General features: G+C 33.0%; 12 protein-coding genes. 5 read left to right on the plus strand and 7 right to left on the minus strand.

What is annotated here, in order from left to right:
- Positions 1-490 precede the first annotated feature (490 nt).
- The 7 genes from J5Y03_RS06740 to dnaA form a co-directional block, all read right to left on the minus strand.
- Positions 491-1,531 (minus strand): HD-GYP domain-containing protein, encoded by a 1,041-nt coding sequence (locus J5Y03_RS06740; protein WP_209403892.1) that lies wholly within the window; start codon positions 1,529-1,531, stop codon positions 491-493.
- 159 nt (positions 1,532-1,690) lie between these two features.
- Positions 1,691-4,159, minus strand: coding sequence for a DNA gyrase subunit A (gene gyrA / locus J5Y03_RS06745; RefSeq protein WP_209403894.1), 2,469 nt, complete (start codon positions 4,157-4,159; stop codon positions 1,691-1,693).
- Between the two features lie 78 nt (positions 4,160-4,237).
- The gene (gene gyrB / locus J5Y03_RS06750) at positions 4,238-6,160 is read right to left on the minus strand and encodes a DNA topoisomerase (ATP-hydrolyzing) subunit B (protein WP_209404503.1); all 1,923 of its coding nucleotides are present in this window, start codon (positions 6,158-6,160) and stop codon (positions 4,238-4,240) included.
- 32 nt (positions 6,161-6,192) lie between these two features.
- Complete coding sequence (recF, locus tag J5Y03_RS06755) at positions 6,193-7,311, minus strand: DNA replication/repair protein RecF (RefSeq protein WP_209403896.1); 1,119 nt, start codon at positions 7,309-7,311, stop codon at positions 6,193-6,195.
- A 15-nt stretch (positions 7,312-7,326) separates the two neighbouring features.
- Entirely contained in the window at positions 7,327-7,545 is a 219-nt protein-coding gene (gene yaaA / locus J5Y03_RS06760) for a S4 domain-containing protein YaaA (RefSeq protein ID WP_209403898.1), read from the minus strand.
- Positions 7,546-7,684: 139 nt separating this feature from the next.
- Complete coding sequence (gene dnaN / locus J5Y03_RS06765; protein ID WP_209403900.1) at positions 7,685-8,830, minus strand: DNA polymerase III subunit beta; 1,146 nt, start codon at positions 8,828-8,830, stop codon at positions 7,685-7,687.
- A gap of 157 nt (positions 8,831-8,987) precedes the next feature.
- Positions 8,988-10,334, minus strand: coding sequence for a chromosomal replication initiator protein DnaA (gene dnaA / locus J5Y03_RS06770; RefSeq protein WP_209403902.1), 1,347 nt, complete (start codon positions 10,332-10,334; stop codon positions 8,988-8,990).
- Between the two features lie 742 nt (positions 10,335-11,076).
- Between dnaA and rpmH the strand changes: the two genes are divergently transcribed.
- The 5 genes from rpmH (at position 11,077) to mnmE (ending at position 14,746) form a co-directional block, all read left to right on the plus strand.
- Complete coding sequence (rpmH, locus tag J5Y03_RS06775; RefSeq protein ID WP_209403904.1) at positions 11,077-11,211, plus strand: 50S ribosomal protein L34; 135 nt, start codon at positions 11,077-11,079, stop codon at positions 11,209-11,211.
- 139 nt (positions 11,212-11,350) lie between these two features.
- Positions 11,351-11,725: a ribonuclease P protein component gene (gene rnpA / locus J5Y03_RS06780; protein WP_209403906.1), complete on the plus strand. Its 375-nt coding sequence runs from the start codon at positions 11,351-11,353 to the stop codon at positions 11,723-11,725.
- A 34-nt stretch (positions 11,726-11,759) separates the two neighbouring features.
- On the plus strand, positions 11,760-12,560 hold the full coding sequence (yidC, locus tag J5Y03_RS06785) for a membrane protein insertase YidC (protein WP_209403908.1): 801 nt from the start codon (positions 11,760-11,762) through the stop codon (positions 12,558-12,560).
- Positions 12,557-13,183: an RNA-binding cell elongation regulator Jag/EloR gene (gene jag / locus J5Y03_RS06790; protein WP_209403911.1), complete on the plus strand. Its 627-nt coding sequence runs from the start codon at positions 12,557-12,559 to the stop codon at positions 13,181-13,183. The genes yidC and jag overlap by 4 nt, the downstream gene beginning before the upstream one ends.
- Positions 13,184-13,369: 186 nt before the next feature.
- Positions 13,370-14,746 carry a tRNA uridine-5-carboxymethylaminomethyl(34) synthesis GTPase MnmE gene (gene mnmE / locus J5Y03_RS06795; RefSeq protein WP_209403913.1) on the plus strand — a complete coding sequence of 459 codons (1,377 nt, stop codon included), beginning with the start codon at positions 13,370-13,372 and terminating at the stop codon, positions 14,744-14,746.
- The last annotated feature ends 10 nt before the right edge of the window (positions 14,747-14,756 follow it).

Genomic DNA, 14,756 nt, shown 5'->3' on the forward strand with positions numbered 1-14,756 from the left:
CGCCGCCAGCGTTCGTCCTGAGCCAGGATCAAACTCTCCATAATAGATTGTTTATCTTAAGCTCTAAAACTAATAATTGACGTTTACTTCATGTTTTGTTTAGTTTTCAAAGTTCATTTTGTCGTCATATCTCTTGGCGACTTCTATATATTAACACGCTATCTTTTAGTGGTCAATACCTTTTGTTAATATTTTTCAAAAAAAGTAACCTCATTCCATTAAGTGGATGTAATTATTAAAAACAATATAATAATCCCCAAAACTTCAAAACCTAAGTTTTTCATAAATCAGTTTCCTATAAGTAGAGGGAGAACAGAAAATTAACTATAATTATTCCATATTCCCCCATGGATATTAACATTCTCCCCTAATCATAAAATCCTTATAAAAGGATTAACCTAAAGAATCTAACAAACCTCATTACACAAACTTGCAGTTCAAGGATAAAAAAATATTGCACATCACTGTTTTAGTTAAACACATTTTACAACTAGATCAGTTCTTTAATATAAAGAGTACGATCCTTCGTTAAATCGATAACCATTCCACTATTTTCTACTTTGATAGTCGGTCTTGTTATTTCCGTTGGTGACTGGTAAACAATTTGTCCCAGAACTCCGTTTGATAACATAACTCGATCACCAAGTTGATACTGAATAATCAGACTACTCATTGTCTCAATTACGCTAGGGTGGAACTTTCCAAAACACTCTTTCTTTAAATGTTCTATAAACTGAAAATCATTTTGTGTATGATTAGCGTCTAAAACAATCGTAACATAATATGTACTTGCACCTAATATTGATGCGAATTCATTAATAAATTTTGCTTTTAACTTAAGAGGAAAACCAGAACCATCGAGTCGCTCTTGATGTTGCAAAATAGCAATTTTCATTTGATCACGTAAAAATTGAATTTTTTCTACCATACGATAACTATACATAGGATAATTTTTATATTCTGGATCATTTTTTATTTGTGTCAAAGCATGGAATTGATATTTTGCATACCCTGCATTACAAAGTGCCGCTGAAATCCCAATTTGTATCACATCGCCTTTGGGATATTTCAACTTAGTTGCAATCATTGTTGAAATCATTGTACATAATAAACTATAGTGTGCAATTTTATCTTTCTCATCTTTTAAGGTTATTGAAGGAATGACCAACTTTTTAATAGTATCTTGATTAGAATATTCAATTATTGGTAAAAGTAGCTTTCTAAATTCCACAATATTTACCGCTGCTCCTGACTCCCAGCCACTAAAGTGTATCTTATACTTTTTAATTGCTTCAGAATAGATATCCATGAATTCGATACTTGAAATTGCTAATTTTTCTTCTTTTGCAGAAGAGTTGTTTGTGTTTTTATTAATCTGTACATCTACTTCGTTAATTAAAAAGGCACTTATTATATCAATATCTTCATTAGTTAATATTTTTCCAGTATTAATTATTGGAACATCTGATAAAGAATAGATTGGTTTATCGATCATCCAACCCTCTCTTAACATATCCACTCTAACGATCATTGTAAATCCCCCAAATTAATATAATAAAACTACAAAAGTTTATACAAAAAAGCACCTTCTGTAATCAAGATATATAAGTTACCAAATTCCTTACATACTATAGTTAACAGAAGGTGCCTTTTTGAATTACAAGATTTGTGCATATCTCACAAATTTATTTTATTCTATTTCTTCATGATTCTCTTCATCATTAGATTCTTCTTCTTCTTCTTTGGCAGTTACTGCAACAGTTGCAACATGCCCTTCTTCACCTAGTTTAATTAACTTAACTCCTTGAGTTACACGACCTAATCTTGAAATTTGATCAATAGGCATTCTAATGACTACACCTGATTCAGTAATCAGCATTAAATCTTCTTCATCATTTACGACTTTCATCGAAATCATTTTCCCGTTTTTCTCTGTAACATTAAGTGTTTTTAGACCTTTTCCGCCACGGCTTTGAATACGGTACTCTTCTTGGGATGTTCTTTTTCCATAACCAAACTCTGTTACTACTAAAATGTCACGATCCTCTTCAATAACTTCCATACCAACAACATAATCATCTTCAGAAAGTGTGATTGCTTTAACCCCTGTTGCGCTTCTTCCCATTGAACGAACGCCCTCTTCATGGAAGCGGATCATCATTCCTTTGGCTGTACCTACAACAATATCCTTTGAACCATCTGTTAAACGTACAGAAATAACATCATCATCTTCACGTAAGTTAATTGCAATTAATCCATTTGTACGGATATTTGCAAATGCAGATAATGGACAACGTTTAGCAATACCTTGTTTTGTTGTAAAGAACAGATACCAGTCATCTAAGAACTCGCTGACAGGTATGATTGCATTAATACTTTCATCTCGGTCTATTTCAAGTAGATTAACAATTGGCAATCCCTTTGCAGTTCTGCTATATTCTGGGATTTCATATCCTTTTATACGATAAACTTTCCCTTTATTTGTAAAGAATAAAATTGTATCGTGTGTTGATGTGGTTAAAAGATGCTCTAAGAAATCATCGTCATTTGTACCCATCCCTTGAATACCTCGTCCTCCTCTTCTTTGAGAGCGGTATGTAGAGATTGGTAGACGTTTAATATAGCCATTATGAGTTAAACTAATAACAATATTTTCTTGAGGTATTAAATCTTCATCCTCAATAACTTCATAACCACCAGGAATTATTGAAGTTCTACGTTTATCGTTGTATTGCTCTTTTAGTTGCGTAAGCTCTTCGCGGATAATCTCAAGTACACGTTCTTCATCCGCTAAAATTGCTCTTAATTCAGCAATCAATTTAATAAGCTCTTGATACTCTTCTTCAATTTTTTCACGTTCTAATCCTGTTAAACGTTGTAGACGCATATCTAAAATTGCTTGAGCTTGTTTTTCACTTAATGAGAAAGTCTCAATTAAACCATTTTTAGCAATTTCTGCTGTTTGTGAGGCACGAATTAAACTAATTACTGCATCTAAATGATCTAAAGCTACTTTTAATCCTTCTAAAATATGAGCACGTGCTTCTGCCTTTTCTAGTTCAAAGGCAGTTCTTCTTTTTATAACTACTACTTGATGATCAAGATAGTACTTTAAGCAGTGTTTTAATGAAAGTACTTTTGGTTCCCCATTTACTAAAGCCAAAAGATTTATACCAAAGCTTGTCTGTAATGCCGTTTGTTTATATAGATTATTTAAAAGAACATTTGCATTAGCATCTCTACGTACCTCCATTACGATACGCATACCGTTACGGTCAGATTCATCCCTAAGGTCGGTGATTCCTTCAATTTTTTTGTCGCGTACTAATTCTGCAATCCGCTCAACTAATCTTGCCTTATTTACTTGGTAAGGAAGTTCAGAAACAACGATTGATTGTTTGCCATTAGCTTTTTCCTCTATCTCAACTTTTGCACGAACAATTACAGAACCCTTACCTGTTTCATAGGCTTTTCGAATACCGCTTTTTCCTAAGATCATTCCAGCAGTAGGGAAATCTGGACCAGGGATATACTCCATTAGCTCTTGTACTGTTAATTCTGGATCTTTACTTAATGCAAGCACTCCATCAATAACTTCTCCAAGTTGATGAGGCGGAATATTCGTTGCCATCCCTACCGCAATACCAGTCGCACCATTTACTAATAAGTTTGGAAAACGAGCAGGTAATACAATTGGCTCTCTTTCAGAACCATCATAGTTATCTTGGTAATCAATTGTATTTTTATTTATATCACGTAAAAGTTCCATTGAAATTTTGGACATTCTAGCTTCTGTGTAACGCATTGCAGCCGCAGAATCTCCATCTATAGATCCAAAATTCCCATGTCCATCTACAAGCATGTAGCGATAGTTAAAATCTTGTGCCATACGGACCATTGTTTCATAAACTGCAGAGTCGCCATGAGGATGATACTTACCAATAACTTCGCCAACAATACGTGCCGATTTTTTATAAGCTTTATCTGCAGTCATCCCTAAATCATTCATAGCATATAAAATACGTCGATGTACTGGTTTTAGTCCGTCACGTACATCAGGTAATGCTCGTGCTACAATAACGCTCATTGCATAGTCTAGAAAGGAAGTACGCATTTCATGACTAATATTAATTTCTTTAATTTGTTGATTTTCGCTCAACAACAGCACCTCCCTTATTTCTAAATAGTACACTTAAGTAGGAAAAAGGAGCATAATGCTCCCCTATAAAATTCTTAATTATATATCTAAGTTTTTTACGTATTTTGCATTATCTTGAATAAAGTTTCTACGTGGCTCTACTTTGTCACCCATTAATGTATCAAATATTTCATCAGCTTCGATCGCATCTTGTAGGTTAACTTGTAATAGTGTACGAACTTCAGGGTCCATTGTTGTCTCCCAAAGTTGCTCAGGATTCATCTCTCCTAGACCTTTATAACGCTGAATAGATGGTTTAGGTACTGCATTTAAAGTTGATAGTACCTCTTCAAGTTGTTTATCATTATAAACATATTGTACTTTTTTCCCTTGTTGAATCTTATATAAAGGTGGTTGAGCAATATAAATATAACCTTGTTCAATAAATTCACGCATATAACGGTAAAAGAACGTTAACAATAGAGTACGAATATGCGCACCATCAACATCGGCATCTGTCATAATAATAATTTTATGATAACGTGCTTTTGAAATATCGAATTCCTCAGCGATACCCGCTCCAAATGCAGTAACCATTGACCGAACCTCATTATTAGAAAGGATTTTATCTAGGCGTGCCTTTTCTACGTTAATAATTTTTCCTTTTAGAGGAAGAATAGCTTGGAAGTGGCGATCGCGACCTTGCTTTGCACTTCCTCCCGCTGAATCACCCTCTACTATATAAATTTCACTAATAGAGGAATCTTTAGATGAACAGTCTGCTAATTTCCCAGGTAAACTTGAAATTTCTAAAGCACTTTTTCTACGAGTAAGTTCACGAGCTTTTTTAGCTGCAACACGCGCTCTAGCAGCCATTAATCCTTTTTCAATAATTTTCTTGGCTTCAACAGGATTCTCTAGTAAAAACTGTTCTAACTTCTCACCAAAAACATTATCTGTAATTGTTCGTACTTCACTATTTCCTAGTTTCGTTTTCGTTTGACCTTCGAACTGTGGGTCTGGATGTTTGATTGAAACGATAGCTGTCAACCCTTCTCGAACGTCCTCACCAGTTAAGTTACTATCTTGGTCTTTGATTAACCCATTTTTACGTGCATAGTCATTAATAACACGCGTTAATGCTGTTTTAAATCCTACTTCGTGAGTACCGCCTTCATGGGTATTGATATTGTTTGTGAAAGAATAAATGTTACTTAAATAACTCTCATTGTATTGAAGTGCAATTTCTACAGTAATACCATCTTTTTCACCCATTACATAAATCGGTTCTTCATGGATAACTTCTTTCGAACGGTTTAAATGCTCTACATAAGATTTAATTCCGCCTTCATAGTGATAATCTTTTTTCTGCTTATTTTCACGTACATCTTCAATTGTTAATTTGAGGCCTTTATTTAAAAATGCCAATTCACGTATACGATTTGCTAATGTATCAAATTCATATACAGTCGTTTCGGTAAAAATCTCTGGGTCTGGCTTAAAGTGAGTATGTGTACCTGTTGTATCGCTCTCGCCAATAACCGATAAATCAGCCGCTGGAACCCCTTTATGAAACTTTTGATAATAGATATGTCCTTCTCGATATACCTTTACTTCTAAAAGTGTAGAAAGCGCATTAACAACCGATGCACCAACCCCGTGAAGACCTCCTGATACTTTATAGCCTCCACCGCCGAACTTACCACCAGCGTGTAGAACTGTCATAATAACTTCAAGCGCTGGTCTTCCCATTTTTTCATGGATCCCTACTGGAATTCCGCGCCCATTATCTTTAACTGTAATACTATTATCTTCTTCAATAATGACATTGATTTCGTCACAGTAACCTGCTAAAGCTTCATCAATACTATTATCGACAATTTCCCAAACTAAATGATGTAAGCCTTTAGAATTGGTAGATCCGATGTACATACCAGGACGTTTTCTTACAGCTTCAAGACCTTCAAGCACTTGAATCTGACTCTCATCATAGCTATTGCCTTGTACCTGTTTTTGATCCATTGTCATCAATGCTCACCTTCTTTTCTAATTAATTATGGCGTTAAAATTGTGCCTTTTTGAACATTAATTATATTTGCTTTTTTTATTGTTTCATGATCTATTCCGTCAACACTAGTAGTTGTAACGAAGGTTTGTACTTTATTTTGTATTGCATTTAATAAATGAGTTTGGCGATAATCATCAAGTTCTGATAATACATCATCTAAAAGTAAGATTGGATACTCTCCAACTTCTGATTTAATTAATTCGATTTCTGCTAATTTTAACGATAGGGCAGTTGTTCTTTGTTGTCCTTGTGAACCAAACATTTGAACATTTCTCTCATTGACCATAAATAACAAGTCATCTCTATGTGGGCCAAGTAACGTTGTACCTCTAGCAATTTCACGATTTTTTTCACTAGAAAAAGCCTCTATATACTCTTCTTCCATTTTCGACAAATCTTCTGTATCTGATACATTTATACTTGGCTTATAAATAATCTCTAGGATTTCCGTTCCCCTTGAGATTTGGTGATGAATAGCAGACGCCCATTTTTGAAGTAATTGAATGAACGAAATTCTCTTAATAGCAATTTTAACAGCATGTTTAACAAGTTGAGCTGTTAAGACATCTAACATCAACTCATTAGTTTGCTCTCTTTTTACTTGTAATTGCTTTAATAGAGAATTTCGTTGGTTAAGGATTCGTTGATATTGACTTAATTCATGCAAATAGATAGGTGATACTTGACCTAATTCCATATCCAAGAATTTTCGTCTAACTTGTGGGCTTCCTTTAACAAGGTGTAGATCTTCAGGAGCAAACATGACAACATTCATTACGCCGATATACTGACTTAATTTTGATTGTTCTAAGTGGTTATATTTAGCTTTTTTACCTTTTTTTGAAAGGATAAGCTGTAAAGTAACTTCTTGATTTTTCTTTTGTACCGTTCCTTTTATTGTACCATACTCTTGGTCCCAACGAATAAGTTCTTTATCATTGCTTGTTCGATGAGATTTTGTCATGGCTAAAACATAAATTGCTTCCATGAGATTTGTTTTACCTTGAGCATTCTCTCCAATAATAACGTTAACCTGATCTTTAAACGTAAGGTTTAGGACTTCGTAATTCCGATAGTCTTTTAACCGTAAATCTTTTATATGCAAAGGGATTCCCCCAAATTATGTGGTAATAGTAAAGATACCAAATCCTATAATTTTAATTTCATCATTTGGTACTAATTTCTTTCCACGTCTATTCTCTAATTCGTTGTTCACATAAATTTCATGCTCTGATAAGAACCATTTTGCCATTCCGCCTGTATCAATCACACCAGCAAGCTTTAAAAATTGCCCTAAAGTAATATATTCTGTTTTAATTTTAATTTTTTCATTTTTCATTTAATCACCCTCAATTGTCCATTCCTTAATTGTACTAAACTTCTGAAAGAAAAACTATATTCTACTTTGTTTATTTTCTCCATATGATAGAAAAGTTACTAGCATTTCTACTAGTAACTTATATCTTACATAAAATTCATTAATAAGTACGTACAGGTAATATTAGTTGTAACGTTTTTGTATCATTTGCCGTTCTAATTAAGAATGGTCTCATTACACCTGTAAATTGAATATAAATTTCAGGACTTTCGATCGCTTTTAATGCATCCATAACATATTTCGCACTAAATGAGATCTTTAATTCTTCTCCTTTTAATTCTTTACAAATAATTTCATCTACTACTTTGCCAATTTCAGGTGAGTAAGAAGAAATATTAACGATTGATTGATCTACAGTTTCTAAATGAACAACATTATTTCGTCCATCTCTAGCTAATAATGAAGCTCGATCAATCGCTTGTAATAATGTTTTTGTATCAACAGTTAATTCTGTTTTACATTCATTTGGAATTAATTTAGTTGTATCTGGGTAGTTTCCTTCAAGAAGTCTTGTGAAAAATAAAATATGTTTTGTTTTGAATAATGCTTGATGCTCAGTTAAAACAATCTCTACTTTTTCATCGTTGTCATCAAGAATTTTGCTCAATTCGTTTAAACTCTTTCCAGGAATAACAACACTTACTTTAAAGTTATTATCCATAGAATCCATCTCTATCTTTGCTTCACGTAATGCAAGTCGATGACTATCTGTTGCAATACATGTTAGATCGCCGTTTTCAATCTTCCAATTTACCCCAGTTAAGATTGGTCTTGTTTCAGAAGTAGAAACTGCAAAAACAGTTTGACGAATCATAAATTTTAGTAAATCAGCTGATATTCTAAATGTTTCATGTTCTTCAATTTGTGGTAATAAAGGAAATTCTTCCGCATCAAATCCATTTAAACTAAATTCCGTTTTACCTGATTTAATTTTTGTAACAAAATTTTGATCTGATTCGATCTCTACAAAATCAGAAGGTAGTTTTTTTACGATTTCACCAAAGTATTTAGCATTAAGTACAATACTTCCAGTTTGTTGAACTTCTAATATATGTTGATCATCTAAAGTACTTGGTATAAATGATTCAATTGAAATATCCGAATCACTACCAGTTAAGATCATACCTTCTTGTGTAACGACAATTTTTATACCAGTTAAAATTGGAATAGTTGTTCTTGATGAAACAGCCTTCATTACATCTTGTACAGCTTTTACTAAATATTCTTTTTGAACAGTAAATTTCATAGTTTTCACTCCTTATAAGTAATTATTTTAAAGATAATAGTAGTAATAGGGGCTGTTAACATGTGGATAACTTTGTTTTAGTAAAGAAAAAATAGTCTATCAACATGTGGATAGACTGTGTAAAAGTGGATGTTAGTTATTCACAGTTTAACAACTTTTACTGTTGTAACTTTTCATTGATTTCTTTTAATTGAGCTTGAAGTTGGACATCAATTTCTACTAATTTAGAGATTTTTTCGTGGGCATGAATAACAGTTGTATGATCGCGGCCACCAAATTCTTCTCCAATTTTAGGTAGAGAGTGGTCAGTAAGCTCTCTAGATAGATACATTGCAACCTGTCTTGGGTAAGCAACTGACTTTGTTCTTTTTTTAGCTTTGAAGTCATCTAATTTTATATTAAAGAATTCTCCTACAGTTCGTTGGATATCTTGAATTGATAATATTTTTGGCTTAGCAGTTGTTATAAGGTTTTTAAGAGCCTCGGCTGCTACACTTGCATTTATATCTTTATTAATTAAGGAAGAATAAGCGACAACACGAATAAGTGCACCTTCTAATTCACGAATATTTGTGTCAACTTGGTTAGCGATATATAGCATTACTTCATTTGGAACATCTAAACCCTCTGCTTTAGCTTTTTTACGTAAAATAGCGATACGTGTTTCTAAATCCGGTGGTGTGATATCTGTAATAAGGCCCCATTCAAAGCGAGAACGTAAACGATCCTCTAAAGTTGGTATTTCCTTCGGTGGTCTATCACTGGAAATAACAATTTGTTTGGATTCCTCATGTAGCGTATTAAATGTATGGAAAAATTCCTCTTGCGTCTGCTCTTTTCCAGCTAAAAATTGAATATCGTCAATTAGTAAAACATCAACGTTTCTATATTTATTTCGAAATTCTACTGCTTTATTATCACGAATAGAATTAATAAACTCATTTGTGAATTTCTCTGAAGATAAATAAACTACTTTTGCATTTGGATTATGTTCTAATACATAATGACCGATCGCATGCATTAAGTGAGTTTTTCCAAGTCCAACTCCCCCATAAATAAACAATGGGTTGTATGCTTTCGCAGGAGCCTCCGCAACAGCTAAAGATGCAGCATGTGCAAATCGGTTACCTGAACCAATTACAAACGTATCAAAAGTATATTTAGGATTTAACATACTTTGTCCAAACTCTATTGGCTCATCGATTTTTACTTTTTCTTTTACCGCAGGGATATTCATAGCGATTTCATCTATATGATTTTGTGGCAGGATAAACTTAATAATTAATTCTGCACCAGTTATTTCTAATACAGTGTCCATTATTAATCCTGAATACTTTGATTCTAGCCAATCTCTAGCAAATTCATTAGGGGCTACAATGGTCAAGGTATCTTCTTTTAAGGAGTAAGCTTTTGTTGATTTCAACCATGTTTCAAAACTTGGCTTACTAATTTTTCTTTCGATTTCTTCTAGTACTCTTGACCAAAGATCCTCGATATTTTCCAATTAATTTTACCTCCTTTTATTAGATTGTTTAACTTTTGTACAACGTCACTTACGGAAGTTAATTTTTATTCAAAAACATGTATACGTTGCTTTCGTGATATTTCGGGAAATAATTAGTTATTCGACAATATTCACGGCCTGTGAATAACTTTATTTAGTATAACTGCAAAACCTGTCCACAAGTTATCAACAATTGTGGATAAAATTATAGGCCGTAAAAGTTACTCAGAAATAGAAAACAAATTAATCATAGCAAATTAAAACAGTATTTTCAATGCTTTGTTATTGTTATCCACAGAGTCGTCCACTTGTTGAAAAATACTTGTCCACAACAATAGTAAATGTGCAAAACCTGTCAATATTTGTTGTGAATAAAAAATGTGGAAATAAAAAATATCCACAGGTAAGTAAACAAATTAAATAAAATGGAGAACGAAAAAATTTCGTATGCATTAAAACTACGGATTGGTTCGCTAGTAATTAATCATTTAAATAGATTAATTTTTATTGGTTTGGAAAAACTGTACTTGTTTAAATCGAAGGATTAATTTAATATAGAATAATTCCATTAAAATGGTGATTTAATGGATGCAATATAGAAGATATTCTTATCATTTATCTTTTAAGGAATAGAAAAGAAATTATTTCCACTCTAAATAACACGCATTGACATATTAACTACTTATTCTTTATAATTGATAGGACTGTCTATAACAGTAATTCCTCAGGGAGGTGTTATATAATGAAAAGAACATATCAACCAAACAAACGTAAACGCAGTAAAGTACATGGTTTTCGTAGCCGTATGAGCACTAAAAACGGACGTAAAGTTCTTGCTGCTCGTCGTCGTAAAGGAAGAAACGTATTATCTGCATAGGCCACTGTCATCAGTGGTCTTTTTTCGCTAAATAGGGTATTTTTTCTTTTCTGGACGTAATGACTAATACCTAATAAATAAGATCTTTAACGAAACTTTCATTAGATATTTAAAGGAATTTCAGAGGTGTCAATCGAACATGAATAAGAAAAACAGAATAAAGAAAAATGCTGATTTTGATAGAATTTTTCGTGAGGGGACATCTACTGCAAATCGTCAATTTGTGCTTTATGTTTTACAAAAACAGAAACAAAATCAATATCGAATTGGACTTTCTGTAAGTAAGAAGCTGGGGAACGCGGTTGTACGCAATCATATCAAAAGATACATAAGACAAGCATTATTAGAAATGAAAGAACAACTTCAAAATGATTATGATTATGTTATTATTGCAAGAAAACCATGCGTAGAAATGCCATTTGATCAATTCAAAAGTAGTTTAAATCATGTTTTAAAACGTGCAAAAGCACTTAAAATAGACAATCAAAAGAACCTAATTAGCCGTAAAAGTTAATGGGGTTACTAGATCTTATAAAGGAGGGACTAAATTGAAGAATAAAAAGTTTAAACCACTTTTTACTGTTCTTTTATTAGTTCTAGTATTAGCATTGGCTGGATGTTCATCACAAACAAGTTCATCGCAAATCGTTCATCCGGTTGGTCCAAATAGCCCAGGAATTTGGACACACTATTTTGTTTATCCTCTTTCTTGGTTTATCAAACAGGTTGCAAGTATCTGCGGTGGAAATTATGGATTGTCAATTATTATTGTGACAATACTAATTCGTTTAGCGCTTTTACCTCTAATGATTAAGCAGATTAGAAGTACTAAAGCAATGCAAGCAATTCAACCTGAAATGATGAAATTAAAAGAAAAGTATTCTTCAAAAGATCAGAATACTATGAAGAAATTAAATGAAGAGACAATGAAGTTATACCAACAACATGGTGTAAATCCATTATCGGGTTGTTTACCACTCTTCATTCAAATGCCGATCTTAATGGCTTTTTATTCAGCAATTAGAGGAACAGAAGAGATTTTCCATAATTCGTTTTTATGGTTTAAACTTGGAGAACATGATCCTTATTATATTCTTCCGGTATTAGCTGGTATAACAACATTCTTATCTCAAAAAGCATCAATGGCAAACAATCCTGCTACAGGACCAGCTGCTCAACAAATGAAAATAATGTTATATATCATGCCAGTTATGATTATGTTTTTCGCAACCAACTTACCAGCAGCATTAGCACTTTATTGGGTAGTTGGTAACGTATTTATGATTGTTCAAACAATGGCAATTAAAATTCCTGATGCTAAGCATAATGTAGGAGGGGCCAGTAAGTGAGAGAAGTAACTGCTAAAGGTAACACAATTGAACAAGCAGTTGATTATGCACTTCAGCAACTTAGTACAACAAAAGATGAAGTAGATATCGTTATTGTGGAAGAGGCTAAAAAAGGTTTTTTAGGTCTTTTTGGAGCAAAACCAGCGATTGTTACAGTTACTAGAAAAGAAACTGTAATGGAGAAAACAATTAAATATCTATCAAATATCGTAAAAGCTTTAGATGAATCTGCTCAAATAGAAGTAAAAGAAACAGATAAATCTTTGTATTTTACAATTAAAGGAAATAAAGTTGCTCTGATTATTGGTAAAAGAGGAGCAACGCTGAACTCTTTACAATTTCTAACTCAAACTTTTATCAATCGACTTTCAAAACAATTAATACACATTGTAGTTGACGCAGAAAATTATCGTCAAAAACGAAAAGAATCCTTAGAGATACTTGCGATAAAAGTTTCAAAGACAGTTGGACGTACAAAGAAAGCTGTTTCGTTAGAACCGATGCCTTCCTTTGAACGAAAAATTGTTCATAATGCCTTAACAAAAGTACCTAATATTATAACAAAGTCAGTAGGGGAAGATCCGTACAGACAACTTGTTGTTAGTTACAATTCAACCAACTAAGTCATTCTTAGTTGGTTTTTCTTTTATATTTCTGAAATATGAAGTAGATGATACGAGCCATTTTAGTTTACTGAGAATTAATAGAGGTTATAATAAAAACGTTCAATTCTAAATATCTTTGTGCTATGCTATAAGTTTAGAAGTAGCATACTGCTGTGAATGCAGTATGGTAGAGGTGATAATATTATGGAATATGATACTATTGCAGCAATATCAACGCCTAAAGGAGAAGGGGCAATTGCAATTGTTCGCTTAAGCGGTGATCAAGCTGTTCAAATAGCTAATAAATTATTTAAAGAAAAGGACCTGGAAAAGGTTGATTCACATACAATTCATTATGGTCATTTAATCGATCCAGCTTCTAATCAAACAATAGAAGAAGTAATGATTTCAGTTTTAAGAGCACCAAAAACATTTACCCGTGAAGATGTTGTTGAAATTAACTGTCACGGTGGTATTTTTTCCGTAAATAAAGTATTAGAGTTAGTTTTATCTCAAGGTGTTAGACTTGCTGAACCTGGTGAGTTCACAAAACGAGCGTTTTTGAATGGTCGAATTGATTTGTCTCAAGCAGAAGCTGTAATGGATTTAATCCGTGCGAAAACTGATCGTGCAATGGCGGTTGCAATGAATCAAGTTGAAGGTAGACTTTCAAAATTAATTCAAACATTGAGACAACAATTACTGGAAATTCTTGCACATATTGAAGTGAATATAGATTACCCTGAATACGATGATGTTGAAGAAATGACGAACAATATGCTGATTCCTAAAGCGCAAAATGTCTTAGTCGAAATCCAAAAACTTCTTGAAACATCGAAGCAAGGGAAAATTTTACGTGAAGGACTTGCTACTGTTATTATTGGTCGCCCTAATGTTGGTAAGTCATCACTTCTTAATACGTTAGTACAGGAAAGTAAAGCAATTGTAACAGATATACCTGGTACTACTCGAGATGTAATTGAAGAGTATGTTAACGTTAGAGGAGTTCCGCTTCGCTTAATCGATACAGCAGGGATTCGTGAAACAAAAGATGTTGTAGAAGCGATTGGAGTTGAACGTTCTAAAAAGGTACTTGGTTTAGCGGATCTTGTCTTATTTGTTTTAAATTATAATGAACCTTTAACAGAAGAGGATCGTGTTCTTTATGAACAAATGGAAAATAAGGATATAATTGTTATTATAAATAAGACTGACTTAGAACAAAGATTAGATATCGAAGACGTCAAGCAATTAGTAAAGAATTCAACGATTGTTTCAACCTCTTTGAAAGAAGAAAAAGGAGTCGACGAATTAGAGGCTGCGATTGCTAACTTATATTTTAAAGGCCAAATCGAAGCTCAGGATTTAACCTATTTATCTAATGCAAGACATATCGGATTACTAAAACAATCTGAGCAAACAATTAAAGACGCTATTAGTGCGATCGAAATGCAAATGCCAGTTGACTTAGTTCAAATTGATTTAACAAGAACATGGGAATTATTAGGTGAGATTGTCGGAGATTCAGTTCAGGAAAGCCTGATTGATCAATTATTTTCTCAGTTTTGTTTAGGAAAATAAGGAGTAGGAG

Origin of the sequence: Gottfriedia endophytica, from assembly GCF_017814275.1 — a bacterium.
In the GTDB taxonomy this organism is placed as follows: Bacteria; Bacillota; Bacilli; order Bacillales; family Bacillaceae_G; genus Gottfriedia; species Gottfriedia endophytica.

Excerpts from the sequence above, each read along its gene's own strand:
- yaaA (WP_209403898.1), bottom strand. The coding sequence starts at position 7,545 with ATGAAAAATGAAAAAATTAAAATTAAAACAGAATATATTACTTTAGGG.
- dnaN (WP_209403900.1), bottom strand. The coding sequence starts at position 8,830 with ATGAAATTTACTGTTCAAAAAGAATATTTAGTAAAAGCTGTACAAGAT.
- J5Y03_RS06740 (WP_209403892.1), bottom strand. The coding sequence starts at position 1,531 with ATGATCGTTAGAGTGGATATGTTAAGAGAGGGTTGGATGATCGATAAA.
- mnmE (WP_209403913.1), top strand. The coding sequence starts at position 13,370 with ATGGAATATGATACTATTGCAGCAATATCAACGCCTAAAGGAGAAGGG.
- rpmH (WP_209403904.1), top strand. The coding sequence starts at position 11,077 with ATGAAAAGAACATATCAACCAAACAAACGTAAACGCAGTAAAGTACAT.
- rnpA (WP_209403906.1), top strand. The coding sequence starts at position 11,351 with ATGAATAAGAAAAACAGAATAAAGAAAAATGCTGATTTTGATAGAATT.
- gyrB (WP_209404503.1), bottom strand. The coding sequence starts at position 6,160 with ATGGATCAAAAACAGGTACAAGGCAATAGCTATGATGAGAGTCAGATT.